This window comes from Tepidiforma sp., assembly GCF_034433535.1.
Classification (GTDB): Bacteria; Chloroflexota; Dehalococcoidia; order Tepidiformales; family Tepidiformaceae; genus Tepidiforma.
The window spans coordinates 1-20,285 of record NZ_DAOUAO010000080.1 but is presented as its reverse complement, the minus strand read 5'-3'; the positions used below and the strand labels follow the sequence as shown (position 1 = coordinate 20,285).

22 protein-coding genes are annotated in these 20,285 nt (G+C 70.1%); 12 read left to right on the top strand and 10 right to left on the bottom strand.

Going from position 1 to position 20,285, the window contains the following annotated elements; genetic code table 11:
- The first annotated feature begins 45 nt into the window (after positions 1–45).
- From VAE46_RS04510 to VAE46_RS04495, 4 genes are read left to right on the top strand one after another with little or no spacing between them, the layout of a single operon-like run.
- Complete coding sequence (locus VAE46_RS04510; protein WP_322795726.1) at positions 46–1,284, top strand: amidohydrolase family protein; 1,239 nt, start codon at positions 46–48, stop codon at positions 1,282–1,284.
- The gene (locus VAE46_RS04505) at positions 1,281–2,042 is read left to right on the top strand and encodes a hypothetical protein (RefSeq protein ID WP_322795725.1); all 762 of its coding nucleotides are present in this window, start codon (positions 1,281–1,283) and stop codon (positions 2,040–2,042) included. Before VAE46_RS04510 ends, VAE46_RS04505 begins: the two co-directional genes overlap by 4 nt.
- A gap of 1 nt (position 2,043) precedes the next feature.
- The gene (locus tag VAE46_RS04500; protein WP_322795724.1) at positions 2,044–2,847 is read left to right on the top strand and encodes an enoyl-CoA hydratase/isomerase family protein; all 804 of its coding nucleotides are present in this window, start codon (positions 2,044–2,046) and stop codon (positions 2,845–2,847) included.
- Positions 2,822–3,724: an A/G-specific adenine glycosylase gene (locus VAE46_RS04495; RefSeq protein ID WP_322795723.1), complete on the top strand. Its 903-nt coding sequence runs from the start codon at positions 2,822–2,824 to the stop codon at positions 3,722–3,724. Before VAE46_RS04500 ends, VAE46_RS04495 begins: the two co-directional genes overlap by 26 nt.
- Here VAE46_RS04495 and ahcY read toward each other — a convergent pair.
- The 8 genes from ahcY to VAE46_RS04455 are packed head-to-tail and all read right to left on the bottom strand — an operon-like array spanning position 3,721 to position 11,994.
- A complete protein-coding gene (ahcY, locus tag VAE46_RS04490) occupies positions 3,721–4,977 on the bottom strand; it encodes an adenosylhomocysteinase (RefSeq protein WP_416223940.1) in 1,257 nt (418 codons plus the stop codon). The two genes, VAE46_RS04495 and ahcY, sit on opposite strands and share 4 nt — an antisense overlap.
- Before the next feature lie 40 nt (positions 4,978–5,017).
- Positions 5,018–5,926: a GNAT family N-acetyltransferase gene (locus VAE46_RS04485; RefSeq protein ID WP_322795721.1), complete on the bottom strand. Its 909-nt coding sequence runs from the start codon at positions 5,924–5,926 to the stop codon at positions 5,018–5,020.
- Positions 5,926–6,840 carry a PfkB family carbohydrate kinase gene (locus VAE46_RS04480; protein ID WP_322795720.1) on the bottom strand — a complete coding sequence of 305 codons (915 nt, stop codon included), beginning with the start codon at positions 6,838–6,840 and terminating at the stop codon, positions 5,926–5,928. Before VAE46_RS04480 ends, VAE46_RS04485 begins: the two co-directional genes overlap by 1 nt.
- Positions 6,837–7,712, bottom strand: a complete 876-nt coding sequence (gene mtnP / locus VAE46_RS04475; RefSeq protein WP_322795719.1) for an S-methyl-5'-thioadenosine phosphorylase — start codon at positions 7,710–7,712, stop codon at positions 6,837–6,839. The genes VAE46_RS04480 and mtnP overlap by 4 nt, the downstream gene beginning before the upstream one ends.
- Positions 7,709–8,743 carry an S-methyl-5-thioribose-1-phosphate isomerase gene (gene mtnA / locus VAE46_RS04470; RefSeq protein ID WP_322795718.1) on the bottom strand — a complete coding sequence of 345 codons (1,035 nt, stop codon included), beginning with the start codon at positions 8,741–8,743 and terminating at the stop codon, positions 7,709–7,711. Before mtnA ends, mtnP begins: the two co-directional genes overlap by 4 nt.
- A 2-nt stretch (positions 8,744–8,745) precedes the next feature.
- The gene (locus VAE46_RS04465; RefSeq protein ID WP_322795717.1) at positions 8,746–9,267 is read right to left on the bottom strand and encodes an adenine phosphoribosyltransferase; all 522 of its coding nucleotides are present in this window, start codon (positions 9,265–9,267) and stop codon (positions 8,746–8,748) included.
- Positions 9,268–9,303: 36 nt separating this feature from the next.
- The gene (locus tag VAE46_RS04460) at positions 9,304–10,554 is read right to left on the bottom strand and encodes a DUF1501 domain-containing protein (protein ID WP_322795716.1); all 1,251 of its coding nucleotides are present in this window, start codon (positions 10,552–10,554) and stop codon (positions 9,304–9,306) included.
- 24 nt (positions 10,555–10,578) lie between these two features.
- Positions 10,579–11,994: a DUF1800 domain-containing protein gene (locus VAE46_RS04455; RefSeq protein ID WP_322795715.1), complete on the bottom strand. Its 1,416-nt coding sequence runs from the start codon at positions 11,992–11,994 to the stop codon at positions 10,579–10,581.
- Between the two features lie 354 nt (positions 11,995–12,348).
- Here VAE46_RS04455 and VAE46_RS04450 point away from each other — a divergent pair, with 354 nt between their 5' ends.
- From VAE46_RS04450 to VAE46_RS04430, 5 genes are read left to right on the top strand one after another with little or no spacing between them, the layout of a single operon-like run.
- A complete protein-coding gene (locus VAE46_RS04450) occupies positions 12,349–12,672 on the top strand; it encodes a hypothetical protein (RefSeq protein ID WP_322795714.1) in 324 nt (107 codons plus the stop codon).
- Positions 12,669–13,331 (top strand): ferric reductase-like transmembrane domain-containing protein, encoded by a 663-nt coding sequence (locus VAE46_RS04445; protein WP_322795713.1) that lies wholly within the window; start codon positions 12,669–12,671, stop codon positions 13,329–13,331. Before VAE46_RS04450 ends, VAE46_RS04445 begins: the two co-directional genes overlap by 4 nt.
- Before the next feature lie 9 nt (positions 13,332–13,340).
- Positions 13,341–13,616: a hypothetical protein gene (locus tag VAE46_RS04440; protein WP_322795712.1), complete on the top strand. Its 276-nt coding sequence runs from the start codon at positions 13,341–13,343 to the stop codon at positions 13,614–13,616.
- A gap of 1 nt (position 13,617) precedes the next feature.
- Positions 13,618–14,259 carry a ferric reductase-like transmembrane domain-containing protein gene (locus VAE46_RS04435; protein ID WP_322795711.1) on the top strand — a complete coding sequence of 214 codons (642 nt, stop codon included), beginning with the start codon at positions 13,618–13,620 and terminating at the stop codon, positions 14,257–14,259.
- Positions 14,256–14,462: a hypothetical protein gene (locus tag VAE46_RS04430; protein ID WP_322795710.1), complete on the top strand. Its 207-nt coding sequence runs from the start codon at positions 14,256–14,258 to the stop codon at positions 14,460–14,462. Before VAE46_RS04435 ends, VAE46_RS04430 begins: the two co-directional genes overlap by 4 nt.
- Here VAE46_RS04430 and VAE46_RS04425 read toward each other — a convergent pair.
- Both VAE46_RS04425 and oxc read right to left on the bottom strand, forming a co-directional pair.
- Positions 14,455–16,428, bottom strand: a complete 1,974-nt coding sequence (locus VAE46_RS04425; RefSeq protein ID WP_322795709.1) for a M3 family metallopeptidase — start codon at positions 16,426–16,428, stop codon at positions 14,455–14,457. The genes VAE46_RS04430 and VAE46_RS04425 overlap by 8 nt on opposite strands.
- Before the next feature lie 7 nt (positions 16,429–16,435).
- Entirely contained in the window at positions 16,436–18,091 is a 1,656-nt protein-coding gene (oxc, locus tag VAE46_RS04420; protein ID WP_322795708.1) for an oxalyl-CoA decarboxylase, read from the bottom strand.
- 89 nt (positions 18,092–18,180) lie between these two features.
- Between oxc and VAE46_RS04415 the strand changes: the two genes are divergently transcribed.
- From VAE46_RS04415 to VAE46_RS04405, 3 genes are all read left to right on the top strand, one after another.
- Complete coding sequence (locus tag VAE46_RS04415; RefSeq protein ID WP_322795707.1) at positions 18,181–18,957, top strand: TlyA family RNA methyltransferase; 777 nt, start codon at positions 18,181–18,183, stop codon at positions 18,955–18,957.
- Entirely contained in the window at positions 18,917–19,771 is an 855-nt protein-coding gene (locus tag VAE46_RS04410; RefSeq protein ID WP_322795706.1) for an NAD(+)/NADH kinase, read from the top strand. Before VAE46_RS04415 ends, VAE46_RS04410 begins: the two co-directional genes overlap by 41 nt.
- On the top strand, positions 19,764–20,285 hold a 522-nt coding region (locus VAE46_RS04405; protein WP_322795705.1), incomplete at its 3' end, for an AAA family ATPase. The genes VAE46_RS04410 and VAE46_RS04405, both read left to right, overlap by 8 nt.

Genomic DNA, 20,285 nt, shown 5'->3' with positions numbered 1-20,285 from the left:
CGGCGCGGGTGGTCATCATACCGGGGCCGTGGAACAATGCGCCCCGTGCCTGAATCGACGCCCCCGGTGCTTTTCACTGATGTCCACGCCTTCGATGCCGAGGCCCGGGCGTTCCGTTCCGGGTTCTCCGTCATCTGCGACGAAGGCCGCATCCGCTGGGTCGGCCCCGGCGAACCGCCGGATATCCCCCCGGGCACGCGTCGCCTCGACGGGGGTGGCCGCTACCTCATCCCGGGCCTGATCGACTGCCACGTGCACCTCACGTCCAGCGGCGACCCCGGCGAACTCGCTGCCTCCCGCAGCGAGCCGCTTGCCCTTCGCGCCCTGCGCGCCCGCGAGTACGCGCTCCAGACCGTCCGCGCTGGCGTCACCACCGTCCGCGACCTCGGCGCCGCCGACCACCTCAACATCCACCTCGCCGCGGCCGTCGAATCCGGCCTCATCGACGGTCCCCGCATCCTTGCCGCCGGCTGCGGCGTCACCATGACTGGCGGCCACGGCCACGGCTTCATCGCGGTCGAAGCCGACGGCCCCGACGAGGTTCGCAAGCGCGTCCGCGAGCAGCTCCGCGCCGGCGCCCGCGCCATCAAGCTCTTCGCCAGCGGCGGCGTGATGACGCCCGGCGTCGACCCCCGTTCGGCCTCCTTCACCCTTGAGGAGCTCCGCGCCGGCGTCGAAGAAGCGCACAAGGCCTTCCGCGTCGTCGCCGCCCACGCCCAGGCCACCGAGGGCATCAAGAACGCCATCCTCGCCGGGGTCGATTCCATCGAGCACGGGGTCTGGCTCGATGAGGAAGCCATCGGCCTCATGCTCGAGCGCGGCACCTATCTGGTCCCCACCCTGACGGCGCCCTGGCAGATCGCCCACGGCGAGGGGGCCACGAGCGTCCCGCCCTACATGCTCGAAAAGAGCCACCAGGTCCTGGAAGCGCACCAGGAGAGCTTCCGCGCCGCCGTCCGGGCGGGCGTGCGCATCGCCATGGGCACCGACCAGGGCACGCCCTTCAACCGCCCCGGCGAAAACGCGCAGGAGCTCGTCCGCATGGCCGCTCAGGGGCTCTCGAACGCTGCCGCGCTCCTCGCCGCCACCGCCTGGGCCGCCGACCTCCTCCGCATCTCCGACCGTACCGGCCGCCTCCTCCCCGGCCTCGATGCCGATCTCGTCCTGCTCGATGCCGACCCTCTCGCCGACCTCTCCGTCCTCACCTGCCCCGAAGCGATCCGCGTAGTTCTGCGAGGGGGCAAGATGATCAGGCACGAACTGCCACCACCGGAGGGTCCATGAGCCAGCTCCAGAAGATTCTCGCCCGCATCCAGCGCCGCGAAGGCCCGTCCATCGGCTTCGGCCGGGTATCGCGCGAACAGCCCCGGGCCATGGCCCTCCTCGCCACCGTCCGCACTTCCGCTGAGGCCCGCGCCGCCCTCGATGCCGGCGCCGACGCCGTGCTCTTCGCGGCCGGCAGCGCGACCCTCGTCGCCCCGGAGATCCAGTCCGTCGCCGGGCCGCGCGTCGCCGCCGGCGTCTCACTCCCGGTCCTCTCCGTCGCCGATGCCGAACGCCTGCGCGAGGCCGGCTGCGATTTCGTCGTCAGTCCGCTCGAAACGACCGATTCCGCCGCGGTCGATACGGAGAAGATGGGCCACCTCGTGGCCGCCAGCGAATCGATGGAGGACAACACCCTCCGCGCCCTCGCCCCGCTGGGCCTCGACGGCCTCTTCGTGCAGCGCGCCCACGGCCCCATGAAGCTCTCCGAACAGCTCGGCCTCGTGCGGCTCTCCTCGTTCTCGAACACCGGGCTGGTGGTGACGGTCGACCTCGCCGCCTCCACCGCCGACCTCCGCGTGCTCCGCGACTCCGGCGTGGTCGCCATCGTCGCCCCGGAGGGTGCCTCCGCTGCCGACCTCGCGTCGCTCAACGAACGCCTCCGCGCCGTCCCGCCTCCCCGCCGTGCGCGGTCCGATTCTTCCCAGGTCACACTCGTGCCGTCCCTCGTGGCCGGCCGCGGCGGCGATGACGACGAGGAGGAAGAAGAGGAGGAGTAGCGTGCCACAGGTCGCCATCGAACGCTCCGGCCACGTTGCCACCGTTACCATCACCAACCCGCCCCGCGGCTACATGGATGCGGCCACCGTCGCCGAGCTGGATGCCGCGACCGCTGCCCTCGAGGCCGACGACACCGTCCGCGCCGTCGTCATCACGGGCGGCCTCCCCGGCGTCTTCATCCGCCATTACTCCGTCGTCGAACTCGAAGGCCTCGCCCGCAGCCTCCGCGAGCGCGGCGTCACCGTCGACCCCGCCCGCACCCTCCCCGAGCGCGACATCGACCGCGTCTTCGGCCGCCTCGAATCGATGCCGAAGCCCGTGATCGCCGCCATCAACGGCTTCGCCATGGGCGGCGGCTTCGAACTCGCCCTTGCCTGCGACCTCCGCGTTGCCGAGGAAGGCCCTTACGAGCTCGGCCTGCCGGAGGTGCGCCTCGGCATCCTCCCCGGCGCCGGCGGCACGCAGAAGCTGCCGGCCCTTGTCGGGGTCGCCCGCGCTCTCGAACTCATCCTGCGCGGCCGTACCGTGAGCCCCGCCGAGGCGGCAGCGCTCGGCCTCGTGCACGAACTCGCACCCGCCGGCCGCGCCCTCGAACGCGCCCACGAGCTCGCCGCCGAGATGGCCGCCCTGCCCCCGCGCGCACTCGCCCACTGCAAGCGGCTCATCCGGGGTACCCACACCATGACCCGCGCAGAGGGGCTCGCCCTCGAACGCACCCTCTTCCTCGACCTCCTCCTCTCGGACGACGCCCTCGAACGGATGACGCGCATGAATGCTGATGACCGCGACATCCGCGACGCCTGAGACCGGGCCCATCCGCGCGGCCCTCGCCGCCTGGTACGCGGACAACGGCCGCCACACGCTCCCCTGGCGCCATACCCGCAACCCCTACGCTGTCCTCGTCTCGGAAGTCATGCTCCAGCAGACCCAGGTCGAACGGGTCCTCCCGTACTACACCGCCTGGCTCGAACGCTGGCCCGATTTCGCCGCGCTCGCCGCCGCCTCGCCGGCGGCCGTTATCACCGCCTGGAGCGGCCTCGGCTACAACCGCCGCGCCCGGGCCCTCCAGGCCGCCGCGTGCATCGTGGTCGAGCGCCACGGCGGACAGCTCCCCGCCGACCCCGCGCAGCTGCGGACCATCCCGGGCATCGGGCCCTACACCGCAGCCGCGCTCTGCTCTTTCGCGTTCGACCAGCCCGTGCCCGTTGTCGATACCAACATCGCCCGCGTCCTCGCTCGCGCCTGCCTCGGCGCCCCTGCAGCTGCGAGCGTCCGGCCTCGCGCAATCCACGACGCGGCCGCCGCCCTCCTGCCGCCCTGCGGCGCCCGCGATCACAACCTTGCGCTGATGGACCTCGGCGCCACCGTCTGCGCCGCCCGCAACCCGGGCTGCTCAGCCTGTCCGCTGGCGGAGCATTGCGCCTGGCGCCGGCTTGGGTGCCCGCCGCCGACCGCTGCCCCGCGGCGCCCGGCTCCCCGCTTCGAAACCACCGCACGCTACGCCCGCGGTCGCATCATCGAACGCCTCCGCGGGGGTCCAGCCACGAAGCCCGAACTCGCGGCGATGCTTCCCCCCGCCCATCGCACCCGCCTCGGCGAATACCTCGCCGCCCTCGAGCGCGACGGCCTCGTGGAGCCGCTCCCCGGCGACGGCTGGGCGCTGCCCGGGACCCCGGCCTAGGTGCCTTCCTGCCAGCTGGCCAGGTAGCGCTGCTGCTCTTCGGTCAGGTAGTCGATGCGGACGCCCATCGCGTGCAGCTTCAGCCGCGCGATCTCCCGGTCCACCTCGTGCGGGATTTCGTACACCCGCTTCTCCAGCCGGTGCGCGTTCAGCGCGATCCACTCGGCCCCCAGCGCCTGGTTCGCAAACGACATATCCATCACCGCCGCGGGGTGACCCTCCGCAGCCGCCAGGTTCACCAGTCGCCCCTCGCCGAGCAGGTACAGCCGCCGGCCGTCCTGCAGCCGGTACTCGTCCACCGAATTGCGGATGGCGCGCTTGCCCTCGCTCATCGCCTGCAGGGCCTTCAGGTTAATTTCGGCGTCGAAGTGCCCGCTGTTCGCCAGGATCGCGCCGTCCTTCATCGCCTCCAGGTGCTGCCGGTCGATCACGTTGATGTCGCCGGTCAGCGTAACGAAGAGGTCGCCCTCCTTCGCCGCTTCGGCCATCGGCATCACCCGGAAGCCATCCATCACCGCTTCGAGCGCCTTCACGGGGTCGACCTCGGTCACGATCACCTGCGCGCCCATGCCCCGCGCGCGCGAAGCCACGCCGCGGCCGCACCAGCCGTAACCCGCCACCACCACCGTCTTCCCGGCGAGCAGGATGTTCGTCGCCCGGATGATGCCGTCGATGGTCGATTGCCCGGTGCCGTAGCGGTTGTCGAACAGGTGCTTGGTATCCGCTTCGTTGACCGCCACGATCGGGTAGCCGAGCGCCCCGGCCGCCGCCATCGCCCGCAGGCGAATCACCCCGGTCGTCGTCTCCTCGGTCCCGCCGATTACCCCGGCCAGGAGGTCGCGGCGGTCCTTGTGCAGGGTCGCGACCACATCCGCGCCGTCGTCCATCGTCAGCTGCGGGCCGTGCTCCAGCGCCTGGTGGATGTGCCGGTAGTAGGTCTCGTTGTCCTCGCCGCAGATGGCGAACACCGGGATGCCGTACTCCTCGACCAGCGCCGCCGCCACGTCGTCCTGCGTCGAAAGCGGGTTGCTCGCGCACAGGCGCAGCTCGGCGCCGCCATCCCTCAGGGTGATGGCAAGGTTCGCAGTCTCGGTCGTCACGTGCAGGCAGGCCGTCATGCGGATGCCATTAAGCGGCTTTTCGCGCTGGAACCGCTCGCGGATCAGCCGCAGCACCGGCATCTCGCGCGCCGCCCATTCGATGCGCCGCACGCCCTCCGGCGCCAGGCGCGGGTTCGCGATATCGCAGGGAATTGACAAGGAGGAGCTCCTCGAGAGGTCTGGCAACGACCCGCTAATCGTGCAGGGTCACGAAAGCACCATCATACTTCCGCCCCCGCATAGCGGCACGAATTCGCCGCAGGGTCGAACCCAGCCCCGAGGGGTCCCGCCGGGTGGCGCTCGCCTCCACCAGCTGGCACGCCTCGCGGTAGCCGAGCCGGGTGTACGCCGCCACCGCCGGCGTGTTCCGCGGGTCGACCGTCAGCACCACGTAGTCGCAATACTCGAGCAGCCGCTCCGTCACGGCGCTCGTCGCAGCCGTGGCGTAACCCCTCCCGCGATACTCCGGGTGGGTAAACACATTCCCCACCACCGCAACCCCTTCCTGCCGCGAGACGACGTGCGTGCCGGCAATCGCAACCAACCGCCCTCCGACCACCACGCCGCGGTAGAGACCTGCGTCGATGTGCTCCGGGATGTAGTAGCTGGGGCCGTTTTCGCTGCTGTAGAGCGCATTGATCTTGCGGATATCGATGCCGGTCAGCGGGACCGTCTCCACCGGTTCCGCCCGCCGGAAGGAGTGCCGCGTCACCGACATGCGGATCATCGGTTGCTGCGTGGCCAGCCGATACACCCGCTTCAGCACTTCGACGTGCGCCGGCTGGCACGTCGCGAACGTCTGCGCCGTTCCGGGGTGAATCGAGAGGATGGCCGCCGCCGCATCGGGGTCGCCCATGACGAATGTCGCATCCCCGAGGCCGCCGCGGCTGTGCAGCACCAGCCCCATGCCCGTGGTGCCGCGCGCAAGGTACCACCGCGTCCGCGGGAAGAGATCCGGTTCGAGCTGTCCGATCGCGTAAGCCGCGTATTCCACCCGCGGCCAGAGCAGCTGCCGGATCTCCGCCGGGTCGCGCAGCTGCCGTACAACATAATCCAGCCGCCGGGGCGCTACCTCCTGCAGCCGAAGCTCACGCTCCGCCATCAGCGCTCCACCTCGAAGTGCGTGAGCGCCCGGAACTGCCGGTAGCGCTCCTCGACCTCGTCCCGCGTCAGCGTCAACAGGCGCGAGGGGCCGAATCCCTCGACACAGAACGATGCGACCGTCGACCCGTAGATGATCGCGCGCCGAATCTCGGCCGACGTGACCTCCTGCACCGCGTCGAGGTAGCCCATGAAGCCGCCCGCGAAGGCATCGCCCGCGCCGGTGGGGTCGACCACTTCCTCCAGCGGATACCCCGGCGCCACGAAGTAATCCTCGCCGCTGATGTAGGCCGCACCGTACTCGCCGAGCTTGATGATCACCGCCCGGGTGCCGCCGTTGAGCAGCGCACGGCCCGCCCGCGCAATGCTCGGCTCCCCGGCCAGCTGGCGGGCCTCGCTGTCATTGATGGATACGAAATCCGCCTGCCGGACCGCCTTCAGCAGCTCCTCCCGCGCCCCATCGATGAAGAACTCGATGGTGTCGACCATCCGAGCCCGCGCCCCGGGCACCATCGTCATCAGCCGCTGCTGCAGCACCGGGTCGCCGGCCGCGAGGAACAGGCTGCTCGAATGCTCCCAGCCCGGCGGGAGCTCCGGCTCCCACCGCTCGTTGACCCCGAGCACGGTGTAGAGCGTGTCCCGGCTGTTCATGTCGTAGTGGTAGCGGCCGCCCCAGCGGCTGGTCTTCCCTCCCGGGACCACCTGCAGCCCGGCCAGGTCGATCCCCGGGCGCTCAAGCGCCCGCCGCATCGCGTCGGGGAAGTCCTCGCCGACCGCAGCCAGCAGCCGGACATCGGTGAACAGCGAAGCCGCCAGCGCCGCGCAGGTCGCCGAGCCGCCCAGCGAGCCTTCGCGCCGCTCGAACGGCGTTTCGATTTCGTCGATCGCGACCCACCCGGCCACCAGCAGGCTCATACGCCCGTCTCCAGCCAGCGCCTCAGGATCGGTGCCAGCCGCTCCCGCGCGTTTGGCGAAATCGCCTCTCTGCGCGTCACCATCGACCTGTCCAGCGCCGTGCCGCACGGGCAGCCCTCGCGCGCCGGCAGCGCCCGCACCAGCCGGCGGACCGCCTCCTGGCTCACCGCCACGTTCCGCTGCAGCGTTTCGAACACCGCCGATGCATCGACCGCGGCCTCGGTCTCATGCCAGCAATCGTAATCCGTCACACACGCCAGCGTCGCGTAGCAAAGCTCGGCCTCGCGCGCCAGCTTCGCCTCGGGCAGCGCGGTCATCCCGATGAGGTCGGCCCCCCACGAGCGGTGGAGTTCGCTCTCGGCCCGCGTCGAAAACGCCGGGCCCTGCATCACCACGTACACGCCCCCGTCGTGGACCACGGCGCCCGCGTCCCGCGCCGCCGTGAGTGCTGCCGCCCGCATCCGCGCACAGAACGGCTCGGCGAAGGCGATGTGCGCCACCACGCCCTCCCCGAAAAACGTCGAAGGCCGCCCCCACGTGCGGTCGATGAGCTGCGACGGGACCACCAGGTTGCCCGGCGCGTACGCCTCCCGCAGGCTCCCAACAGCCGAGACCGCCAGCACCCGCTCCACGCCCAGCGACTTCAGCGCCCAGAAGTTCGCCCTCTGCGGCAGCTCCGAGGGCAGGATGGTGTGTCCCCGGCCGTGCCGCGCGAGGAACGCGACCCGCACGCCCTCCAGCATCCCAATCCGGATGGCATCGCTCGGCCGGCCGAACGGGGTGTCGACCTCGACCTCCTGCACCGCCTCCAGCCCCGGCATCGCGTAGAAGCCGGAGCCGCCGATGACGGCCAGCGGAATCGCTTCGCTCATGCCGGTGCACCCTCTCGTGACTGCTCAAGGAATGCCGGGACCGTGACCTCGAACGGCGGCCGAATCACCCCCTGCTCGGTCACGAAGGCCGCAATCAGGTCCGCGGGCGTCACATCGAACGCCGGGTTGAACGCCGCGGCGCCGGGCACCGTCCACCGGCAGGCTCCCCACCCGCCGACCTCGCTTGACTCGCGCTGCTCGATGGGGATGGCCGAACCTGCCGGGCAGGCCGGGTCGAACGTGCTCCGTGGCGCGGCAATCACGAACGGCACCCCGAAGCGCGCGGCCGCCAGGGCCAGCTGGAGGGTCCCTACCTTGTTGGCGGTGTCGCCGTTCCGCGCGATCCGGTCCGCGCCGGTGATCACGGTCGAAACCGCCCCGCTCGCCAGCAGCGCGGCCGCAGCGGTATCCGGCAGCAGCACCGCCGGGATGCCCGACCGCTCGAGCTCCCACATCGTCAGGCGTGCCCCCTGCAGCAGCGGCCGCGTTTCCGTCACGTAACAACGTTCGACCATCCCCCGGGCGAACGCCAGCCGGATCACGCCCAGTGCGGTCCCCAGCCCGGCGGTCGCGAGCGACCCGGTGTTGCAGTGCGTGAGCACGGCACCGGGCCGCAGCACCGGAACCCCCTGTTCGGCCAGCCTGCGGTCCTCCTCCTGGCGGCGGGCGAGGTACTCGCCGCAGAAGCGCCAGGCCGCGCCCGCGCGCTCGCCCTCCGGCAGCCCGAGGATCGCCTCTGCGCAGGCTCGCGCCCCACTCTCCAGCTCCACCGCGGTGGGCCGCACCCGACCGACCCGTTCCGCTGCTGACCGGATACCCGCATCGGAGGCGTCCACGCCCGCAGCGATCGCCACCCCGGTGGCCCCACACACCCCCAGCAGCGGCGCGCCCCGCACCCGCAGCGACCGGATCGCCTCCTCCAGCTGCTCCAGCGTGCGTAGCTCGATCCAGCGCTCCTCAGCCGGCAGCAGCGACTGGTCGACCACCCGCACGGCCGGCGGTTCGAACCGAACGACCGGGATCGGCTCCATCGTCACGACTCCTCGAGCCGGAGCAGGCTGCGCACCGCGTAATCGGCGAGCCGTTCGCGCCCGCCAAGTCCTTCCAACTCGATCAGGAACCCCATGCCAACCACCTCCGCCCCCAGCAGCTCAACCAGTTTTGCCGCCGCCAGGGCTGTCCCGCCCGTCGCCAGCACGTCATCCACGATGTAGGCCCTCGCCCCGGCCGGCAGGGCATCCCGGTGAATGTCCAGGCGCGCTTCCCCGTATTCGAGCGCATATTCTACGGTCAGCCGGGCAGCAGGCAGCTTGCCCTCCTTCCTGACCGGTACGAACGGCACGCCCAGGCGGTCGGCCAGCGGCGCCCCGAAGAGGAACCCGCGCGACTCGATCCCCACGACCGCCCCGGCGCCGGCCTCCGTCGCCCACCCCGACATGGCCTCCAGCACCGACCGGAAGGCCTCCGGGTTCGCCAGCAGCGGGGTGATATCGCGGAACAGGATCCCCGGCTTCGGAAAATCCGGGATCGTGCGGATGAATGCCTGCAGCTCCATCCGCTGCATTCTACCGCCAGCAAAACGCCGCGAACTCTAGAGGGTGACGAACCCCAGCGAGTCCCAGCGGCTTCCCAGCAGTTCCTCGTGGGGGACGCCAAGCCACCCATCGAGCACCGTGGCGTACACACGCCGAAAGTCGGTGGTGTACCCGAGGTTCCCGTTGTCAACGAGCCGCTCGAGGCTGGGAGTTTCCCCGTAGAGCCCGCCGCGCACCTGTGTCCCGAGCGCGAACATCACGCTGCCGGCCCCGTGGTCCGTCCCGCCGTTTGCGTTCTCCGCTACTCGCCGCCCGAACTCGCTCCAGGTCAGCACCAGCACATCGTCCGCCCGCCCGTGAGCCTCCAGGTCGGCAAGGAAGGCAGAGAGCCCTGCATCGAGGGCAGCCATCAGTTCCGCATGGTCTTCGGCCTGGTTCGTGTGCGTGTCGAATCCGCCCAGGGTGACGTGCCCTACCCGAACGCCCAGCCCGCCCACGATCGCTTCCGCCATCAGCGACAGCCCTGCACCAAACGAGGTCTCCGGGTAAGGCACCGCCGGCTGATACCGCTTGCCAGCCTCGGCCAGCGCCGCACTGCTCGCAACCGCAGTTTCGGCGGTGGTTTCGAGGAGAACCCCGTAGGGCGACTGCGCCGGGTACTCCTCGTACAGCCGCAGCAGCGTCGCCGTCCTGGGTTCGCGCATGTCAGCAGCCGTGCCGCGCACCTTGAACGCATAATCCGACGGGTCCGTCACCGACGGGACGCTGACCGCCGGCGTTTGCAGCTCGGGCGGCGTCGAGTTCCCGATATTGAACCCGAGGAAGGGGTCGTGCTCGCTGCTTTCCAGTTTCTCCAGAGCACGCCCCAGCCACCCATCACGGAGCTTCAGCTCCGGGTCGCCAGCCTGCCAGATCGCCATCGACTTGAAATGGCTGTAATCCTGGTTCGGGTAGCCTACCCCCTGAACAATCGCCAGCCGCCCCGCGTCCCAGGCCTGCTTGAGGCCTTTCAGCCCCGGGTGCAGGCCAAATCCTTCCCCCAGCGGCAACACCTCATCCTCGGCAAGCGCCAGCGTTCTGCGGGCCGAGCGATAAGTTCCCGAAGCGGCCGGGACCACGGTGTTCAGCCCGTCGTTTCCCCCGGCGAGCTGGACCAGGATGAGGATCTTCCCGGCGCCCGCGGGGTTGACCGCGTTCTCCTGCGCCGCAGCAAAGGCTACAGCACCTTTGAGGAGCGATTGCGCCGTGGTCCCAATGCTCACAAGCGCAATGCCGCCCTTGATCACATCTCTGCGACTTATCGTCATGGTCAACCTCCTCCTGGAGCTGGCTCAGGCCAGCTGGTATTCCGGGCTCGCCAGCACCAGGTACGACACTGTCGCCGCCCGCTCCACCGGGTCACGAATCGTCGCCGCATGCGCAACGAGCACGCCTCTGGCCGCCGTCCCAATTACGCCGTCGATCATCCGGTCGACCGCTTCATCGACCATCGCCTCCGCGTCTCCTTTCTCGAGAAGGCTCTCCACTCTTCTTGGTCGCCCTCCCGGGAACAGGAACGCGTCGAGAAAGTTCAGGCGGGCGAAGAACGTGGCCGAGGCCATCCACACCTCCCCACCCGGCCAGCCGGCCACACTCGGGGGCTGGAACAGCTGCTGGCCCATCCGGCCCCAGTACTCGAGCGTCTCGCGAAAGTCGGTCTCAAGCTCCAGCCCGCCTACCGCACCCACCACGAATTCGACCGGGCTCTTGACCCGGGCGCGATAGGCACGCTCCGAATTGAACTCGTCGCTGCGCAGGATCGCCCGCACAACCTCACGGACGTCGTGACCACTGTCGTTCCAGGCCTCGGCCAGCCACGCCACCGTCGATGCATCGGGGTCGTCATAGACCAGCTCACGGAACAGCCGCACCGGGACAAATCGCGATGGTGCCGCCTGCTGCATGATGATGTCGATAATCTCGTCCCCGCCGAACGCACCCGTCTGTCCCAGGAAGGTCTTGACCCCGCGGTCCTGCACCCTGGGGTCAATCACGAATTCCGGGTGGTACGCCTCGGCGGCAGCGTCCAGTGCTGCCTGGCGCTCCCGCGTCGTTGCGTCCCGCGGAATATTCACCCGCGGCGGCGGTGTCAGCCGCCAGCCAGTGAACGCCCGAGCCGCCTCGCGGACGTCCGATTCGGTGTAGTGCCCAACGCCCATGGAGAAGAGTTCCATCAGCTCCCGGGCGTAGTTCTCGTTCGGGTGTGCTGCGGTTGACTCGATCGTGTCCAGGTACACCATCATCGCCGGGTCTCGGCTGACTGCCTTCAGCAGGTCGTCGTAGCGGGGCAGCGCCATCCGCCGGAAGAGTTCGTTCTGGATGAGCAAGAACTTCGTTCGCTGCGGCCCAACCTTCGAAAGCTCCGACGTCAGCAGCCCGTGCCAGATGAAGGTCATGCGCTCTTCGAGCGGCCGGGCGGTGTAGGCCATCCGTGTCAGCCACCAGGCACGCATATCCTCCTGCATCGGCAGCTGCCCCGTCCGCCGCTCCCCCCGCAATTTGGTGAGGTTGAACCTTGCCCGTGCCAGGCGTTCCTCGAGCGCAACATTGGAAATGGCATCAAAGTCAACGAGCCGGTCGGCCGCCTCAGACGGAGACAGCGCGGCAAACTCGGCTGCTTCCGAAGGGGTCGAGCCGAAACCGGCCCGCCGGAGCAGGTGCCTGGCCCGCCGAATGGGGTCGGAGATGGGCGCAGGGTTCGCGGACATGGCAGGCGTTGAACTATCGGAAGCCCCGGTTTGGCCCGGGCCGGCGCTATCCCCGGTACGGACCATCCCGATGCCGACCGCTGCCGCACCAGCCGCGGCGCCGCCGGCCGCCGCAAGGAACGCCCTCCGCCCGAACCTTCGCGCTGTTCCGCCAGTTTGATCCGGGCTGTGCATGGCACCCTCCGCAGTCCGGGCTCAACGCCCTGTTGCTGGTTCCATGGTTGATGCGACGTCGGAGGTAACGGTCTGCTGGTCGTGTTGCGATTTCTTTACCCGGCAGCGACTCTGCCTCACCCCCGGCCGCCACCCGCGAGAGCCCTCGCGCCATTCTCGCGATGGAGGGAGACGCTAGCCATGTCACAGTCCGCAAGCCGCTTCGCCCGCGAACGCCACCCCGGTCTTCGCATCGCCGCCGCGGTCGCCGCATTCGCCGCACTGCTCGGCGTATGGGGCCTCTTCGCGGCGGCCACAGAGACCGAAGCCGTCGACCCGGCCCCCTTCGTCGCCGTGCCGACTACTCCGACCCCGCTCAGCACCGCGCCGGCGGCCGGTTCGAGCCCTGCCCTGCCCACCCCGACTGCGGCAACTCCAACCGTGACTCCATCAGCCGCCGGCAGCTCCTCCTCCGGGTCGCAGTCGGTCTCGCCCGGCCGCCAGCAGAGGTCGCGCGGCTCATGAACAGCTGGCGCCTTGCTGGCCTCTCCTTCGCAGCGCTGGCCGTCGCCGCCGTGGCCGCACGGCTGTCCGACTCCCCTCAGATCTGGCATCTCAACCGGGCTGCCGGGTTCGTCAGCTACGGCCTGCTGTGGGTGTCGGCCATGGCTGGCATGGCCCTGCCGCTCCGCTTCCGCCCCTTGCGAACCCGCCAGTCTGTCATCTTCGAGCTTCACCGTGTCACCGGCGTGCTCGCGCTCGCCTTCCTCGGCGGGCACCTGTACGCCGTGCTGCTCGACCCCTGGATCTCGTTCACCCCCATCGATGTCCTCCTCGGCTTCACCGCCCCCTACCGGCCGTTGGCGCTCGGGCTGGGCTCCGCCGCGGCCTGGCTGGTGGCGGCCGTCCTGGCCACCACCGCGCTCTCGTCCCGCTTCTCCTACCGAACCTGGCGCAACCTCCACCGCCTCGCCTTCCCGGCGTACGTCCTCGCCTTCCTCCACCTGCTCCTCGCCGGCACCGATGCCGCCAACCCGTGGGTACTTGCGTTTGCCGGCCTTACCGCTGGCGCGGTCGGCGGCATGGCAACCCTTCGCCTCTTCGGCACCGACCAGCCGCAGATTCCCCGACAGCCCGCAAATTCGTCCCCCACCGGCCCTCGCTACGCCGCTCCCGGTCGCTAGGATCGCGGCATGGCCCGACCGTTCAACCGGTTCGCCCACGAACGGCTGACCGCCCCGAAGCTCGCGCTCGTTGCGGCTGCCCTGGCCGCCTATGCCGCCGGCTGGTCGCTGCTGTACGCCACCAACGACCTCGGCCACGACCAGGGGCAGGGGCCGCCGCCCACCGTGCCGGCCGGGACATCCACACCGCCGGCATTGGCGGCAACTGCCGCGACTCCCGCCGCGACCGCGACGACGGAAAATCAGCCCACACCCACCCCCACGCGGCGCTCCCGGGCAAGCTGACATGAGCTGGAAGGTCACCGTCCTCGTTGCTCTCATGCTCGGCGCCTCGGTCGTCATCGGGCGCGAACTCGGACCCGAGACCGCCACCTGGGACAGCACCCGCGCCGCCGGCTGGGTCGCCTACCTCCTGCTCTGGGCGGCCGTCTTCAGCGGCGTCGGCGTCGACCTCCGCTTTCACCCCGGGGTTGGTCGCCAGCAGGTCGTCCTTGAGCTCCATCGCATGTCCGGCACCCTCGGCATCGCGTTCGTGCTCGCCCACGGCCTTGCCCTCACGCTCGACCGCTACGTCGCCTTCGACCCCTGGGACATCGTCGTTCCCCTCACCAGCGACTACCGGCCGGTCCCGGTCGCGCTCGGCGTCGTTGCCCTGTGGCTCACCGCAGCCATCCTGGTCTCGACCTGGGTCTCCGCCCGCATCCCCCGCACAGCCTGGCGCTCCATCCACCTGCTCGCCTACCCCGCCTACGTCCTCGCGCTCCTCCACGGCCTCCTCGCCGGCAGCGATACCGAGCACTGGCCCACGCACGTCATCTACAGCCTGACGGCCGGCGCCATCCTCGGCGCCGCCTTCCTTCGCTCTGTCGCCCGCGACTGGGTCGCCGCCGCCCGCGGCCGGGCGGGGTCGCAATCGCCCGCCCGATGAGCGCCGAAGAGCTCCTCTTCTACCTCGGCGCAGCGGCCTACTTCCTCCCGCCGGCCGCGATCCTCGCGCTCGTCGCCCGGTCGCGCCGCCGTTCCCTCGGGTTCGCCGGCTTCGCGCTGCTCGGCTGGGCGGGCCTCATTATCGGTCTCGTGGTCCTGCTCACCCTTCCGCCCGGCAGGCCCCCGGGGCGTCCGCTCAGCTGAGCCCGAGCCCCCGCAGGAAGGCGTCGCTGTTCGGCTCCCGCCCGAGGAAGTCGCGCACCAGCTGGCCGCCATCGACCGTCCCGCCTCGCTCCAGCACCGTCTGCCGGTAGCGACGTCCCATCGCGGCGTCGAGCGGCCCCGCCTCTTCGAACTTCGTGTACATGTCGTCGCCGAAGACGTGCGACCACAGGTAGCCGTAGTAGCCGGCGTCGTACCCGAACAGGTGCCCGAAACCCGATTGGAAGTGCGTCCCCGGCGTGTAGGGGAATCCGGTAATCCAGTGCAGCTCCTCCACCAGCTTCGTCGAGTCCCCATCGAACCCGGGCGAGTGGTAGCGCAGGTCGAGCGTCGCGAAAAAGATCTGCCGCAGCGTCATGATCCCGCTGTTCAGGTTCTTCGCCGCCACCATCGCCTCGACCAGCTCGCGCGGGAGCGGCTCCCCGGTCTGCCAGTGCCGCGAGAACGAGGCCAGCACCTCCGGCTCCCAGCACCAGTGCTCGAGCATCTGGCTGGGCGCCTCGACAAAGTCCCGCTCGGTCTGCGTCCCGCTGAAGCGCGCCCGCTCGGCCCGCGTCAGCGTCTGGTGCATGATGTGCCCGAACTCGTGGAAGAAGGTCACCACCTCGCTGTGCCGCAGCAGCGAGGGCTGGCTCGCCGAAGGCCGGGTGAAGTTCGCGACGATGGCGCTCACCGGCTTCTGATAGCTGCCGTCCCGCAGCCGCCGGCCCCGCCGCAGCGTAAAGGCCGCCGCGTGCCCGTACTTGTTCGGCCGCGGGAAAAGGTCCATGTAGAACCGGGCAAAGGGCGGCCCGCCCTCGGCCTCGCTGATGTCGAACGCCCGCACCTCCGGGTGCCAGCGCGTTGCCTCCGCCGATTCCGTGAACTTCACCCCCAGCACCTGCTGGTACACCGAAAACAGCCCCTCGATGACCGCGTCAAGCGGGAAGTACTGGGCCACCGCGAAGTCGTCGACGGCGTACTGCGCCTTCAGCTGCTCGTTGTGCCAGTACCGCCAGTCCCAGATCGCGACCTCGTCGCTCCCGGTCCGCTCGCGCGCGAAGGCCCGCATCGCCGCGAGGTCCCGCTCCGCCTTCACCGCCACCTTCTCCCGCAGGTCCGCGAGGAACCGCTCGACCGCCTCCCGGCTGCCGGCCATCCGGGTCTCGGTGCGGTAATCGGCCCACGACTCGTACCCCAGCAGCTGCGCGATCTCCTGCCGAATGGCCAGCGCCCGCTCCAGCACCGCCACGTTCTCCCGCCCGCCCTTCCGCTGGTCCTTTTCGAACAGCTGCCGCCGGAGCTCCCGGTCCGGGCCGTTGGCGAGGAACGGGTGCAGCTCGGGGTAATCCAGCGTCACGCGGTAGTAGGTCACGCCGTCCCGCTCGACCGTCCGCAGCCGTTCGATCCACGCCTCCGGCATGCCCGCCAGCTGCTCGCGCGTGAGCTCAAGCCCGTCCTCATAGTCGTCGATCGCGTTCCGGAAGGTGACGCCCAGCGCCACCAGCTCGTCCATCAGCGCCCGCACCCTCTCCCGCGTCTCCTTCGGCAGGCCGAAGCCGTTCCGCCGGTAGTCCCGCAGCTCGAACGCGAGGTAGCGCGCATCCTCGCCGGTCAGCGCCTGCGCTCCCGGCTGCTCCGAAAACGCCCGCACCGCCTCGTAGAGGTCCTCCCGGAACGCGAGCCCGACCAGGTAGCGGTCGAGCCGCTCGTCCCACTCCCGCGCTGTCTCGCGCAGGGCATCATCAGCCGAGACGTAGGCGAGGAAGGCGTAGGCCCCGGAGGCCAGCGCGACCGGCTCGGTGGCCTCCTCCAGTGCGAGCAGCGTGTTCTCGTACGTTCGAACGCCGTCAGCGAGCCCCACAATCTCGGCGATGCCCGCCTCGCAGGCGTCGATCGCCCGCTGGCAGGCCGCCGCCAGCTCATCTGGCGTCAGCGATTCCCACGGCGCGAGGTCGAGGTCGCTCATGCCCGCCCTACCGCGTCAGCCAGGCGAACTGCTGCGGCTTCCGCTGGCTGCGCGCACTGATCATGATGTTGACGATCGCCGGCCTGTCGCACGCCAGCGCAGCCTCCAGGGCGGGGCGCAGCTCCGAGGGCTGAGTCACGAAAAAGCCCTTCCCGCCGTAGATCTCCGCCATCTTCTCGTAGCGCGCGTTCGGGGTGTAGGCGCTCGGCGGCACCCGGGTTGGGTCGAGCTCATCCGGCCCACCGCCGATCCCGTTGTTGTTGATGATGATGAAGGTGATGTTGTTCAGCCCGTAGCGGGCGGCCGTCTCCACCTCCATCCCGCTGAAGCCGAAGGCGGAGTCGCCCTCGATGCAGAACACCCGCGTGTCCGGGTGCACCGCCGCAGCGGCGATCGCCTGCCCCACGCCGACGCCCATCGTCCCAAACGAGCCGGCATCGAGCCGGTGCCGCGGGAAGAAGTTCGGCATCAGCGTTCGCCCGATATCCATCGTCGACGCGCCTTCGTTCTGGATGATGGCATCGCGCGGGATAATCTCGCGGATGTCGCGGTACACCCGGTAGTAGCTCATCGGCACCGATTCGTCGGCCATCATTTCCGCCACCTGCGCAGCGTTCTCCTCGATCTTCTTGCGCAGGCCGGTCCACCAGGTCGTCTCGGCGGGGTACTGCCACGGGCGCGCTTCCAGCGCGGCGTTCAGCTGCGCCGTAATCGCCTTCGCATCGCCCACCAGCCCGACCTCGGCGGGCACGTTGTTCCCGATCTCCTCCGCGGCGATGTCCATTTGGATGACGCGCACCTTCGGGTCGAATCGCGGCGGCTGCCCGAAGTGCAGGATCCAGTTCAGCCGCGCGCCCATCAGGAGAATGACGTCGGCGTTCTGCAGCGCATACGAGCGCGCCGGGGCGATCGAAAGCGGGTGGTCATCCGGCACGACACCCTTGCCCATCGGAGTTGGCAGGAAGGGGAGCTGCGTGGCATCGATGAACTTCCGCACCTCATCTTCCGCCCTCGCATAGGCCGCTCCCTTCCCGATGATCACCAGCGGCCGCTCGGCCGAGCGGAGCACGTCCAGCGCGCGCTCGATGTTCTCCTCCGGCGCCAGCGTCCGCGGCGGGTCCGGGCAGCGCGGCGGATAGTGGACCTCTGCTTCGTCGATCGTGGCCGTGATAATGTCGCCCGGCAGGTCGAGGTAGGCCGCCCCCGGCCGCCCCGAGATGCTGTAGCGCACCGCCTGCTCCACGAAGAACGGGATCCGCTTCACGCTATCGGGCCGCGCGAGGTACTTCGCGTAGGGCCGCGCGGTCTCCAGCTGCGGCGCCTCCTGGAACGCCCCCTGCCCGTTCTGGTACGAATCGTTCGCCCCGCCAATCAGGATCATCGGCCAGCAGTTCGCCCAGGCATTCGCCATCCCGGCGATCCCGTGCACCATCCCCGGCCCCGAGACCGCCAGGCAGACGCCCGGCCGCCCCGTCAGGTAGCCGACCGCCGCCGCCGCGTAGCTCGCGGCCTGCTCGTTGCGGAACCCGAAGAACTTGATCCCCTCGCGCTGGGCATAGACCGCGATCGGAACCACCGGGATGCCGACCACCCCGAACATGTACTCCACGCCCTGCTGCTTCAGCGCTTTCGCCACGATCTGCGCGCCGGTTACTTCGGCCATGCCAGTCCTCCCGCAGTAACTGCGTCGTTGTGCCGGCAACTCTACGGAACCCCCGCCCAGCATGCACGCCCCCGGTGTAGCCTCTCCCCATGGCCCGCATCCGCGCCGACCAGCTCCTCGTCCAGCGCGGCCTCGCTGAATCCCGTGAGCGTGCCCGCCAGCTGATCATGGCCGGCCAGGTCCGCTCCGGGACCCGCGCGCTCGTCAAGCCGGCCGAACTCCTCCCGCCCGACGCCCCCCTCGAGGTGCTCGAGCCCCCGCGCTACGTTTCGCGCGGCGGCCTCAAGCTCGAAGCCGCCCTCGACGCCTTCGCAGTCGACCCGGCGGGGCTCACCTGCCTCGACCTCGGCGCCTCGACCGGCGGCTTCACCGATTGCCTCCTCCAGCGAGGCGCCGCCCGCGTCATCGCTGTCGATGTCGGGCGCGGCCAGCTCCACCAGAAGCTCCGCGCCGACCCGCGGGTCTCCCTCCTCGAAGGCGTCAACGCCCGCGACCTCCCCGAACTCCCCCCGGTCGACCTCGTCGTCGCCGACCTCTCCTTCATCTCGCTCGAAAAGGTGCTTCCCTCGGTCGCAGCCCGCGTGCCGCCGGGCACGCCCGTGATCGCCCTGCTCAAACCGCAATTCGAAGCCGGCCCCGCCGACGTTCCGCCCGGCGGGGTCATCCGCGACCCGGCCGTGCTCGAGGCGGTCCGGGAACGCTTCTTCGCATGGCTGGCGCGCCATGGCTGGGCCGCCTGTGGCATCATTCCCTCACCCATCCGCGGGGGCGATGGCAACACCGAGTTCCTCGTCTTCCTTCGCACCCCCGGCCCGGAGTCAGAACGTGCTCAACCGCACGGTCATTTTCCACGCACCGCGCAGTGAAGGCGCCCTCGCCTTCGCGGCCCAGGTGGCCCAGGAGTTCGCGCGCCGCGGCATCGCTGCGACCGTCGCCGACGCCTGGGGCGAACCGCCTCGCGCCGCCATCGCCGCCGCCGACCTCATCGTCTGCGTCGGCGGCGACGGCACCGTCCTCCGCACCGCCCGCATCGCCATCCCCCACCGCGCGCCCATCCTCGGCGTCAACATGGGCCGCCTCGGCTTCCTCACCGATATGAGCCCGCGCGATTTCTTCAACGCTATCGAGCGCATCATCGCCGCTGACTGGCGCCTCGAAGAGCGCATCATGGTCCGCGCCGACGTGATGGCGAACGGCGCGCCGCTCCACACCTACCACGCCCTCAACGACATCGTCGTCTCGCGCAAATCACCCGGGCGCCCCGTCTACGTCGATGTGCACATCGATGGCGCACGCCTCGCCATCTTCCGCTGCGACGGCATCATCGTCGCCACGCCGACCGGCAGCACCGGCTACTCCCTCAGCGCCGGCGGCCCCATCCTCGCCCCCACCGAGCACCACCTCGTCGTCACGCCCGTCTCCGCCCACCTCGCCCTCGGCCGCTCGCTCGTCCTCCAGCCCGATTCCGTTATCGAAATGGAAGTCGCCAGCGAGCAGGGCGCCATCGTCAGCGTCGATGGACAGGAAGACGAGCCGATCGACCCCGGCGTCCGCGTCTGCGTCCGCCAGAGCGAGCACATCACCCGCTTCGTCCGCTTCCGCGAGCCCTCCAGCTTCTACGCCGAGCTGGCGGAGAAGCTCGAAATGCAGCTCTCCAGCACCATGGCGCCCCGTGCTTGAACGCCTCGAAATCACGAACTTCGCCGTCGCTCGCTCCGTTTCCCTCGAATTCGGCCCGGGCCTGACCGTCTTCACCGGCGAAACCGGCGCAGGCAAATCGCTCGTCGTCGATGCTCTCGCCTTCGTCTTCGGCGCCCGCCGCGGCCGCGAGGTCATCGCCTCCGGGGCCGACCGCGCCGCCGTGAGGGCCGAACTCACGCTCTCCGGCCGGCGCCGGGTGCTGGAACGCACCGTCACCCTTGCCGGCCGGTCGACCGCCCGAATCGACGGCGAACCCGCTTCGCTCGATGCCCTCCGCGCCCTCGCCGAGGGCTACCTCGACCTCCACGGCCAGTCCGAACAGCTCGCCATCCTGCGCCCGGGCGTCCAGCTCGCTGTCCTCGATGACTACGCCGGCCTCGGACCTGCCCGCGAAGAGGTCACCCGCATCGTCCGAGCGCTCCGCGACGTGCGGCGCCGCCTGAACGCCCTCCGCTCCGATGCCCGCGAGCGCGAACGCCTCGTCGAGCGCCTC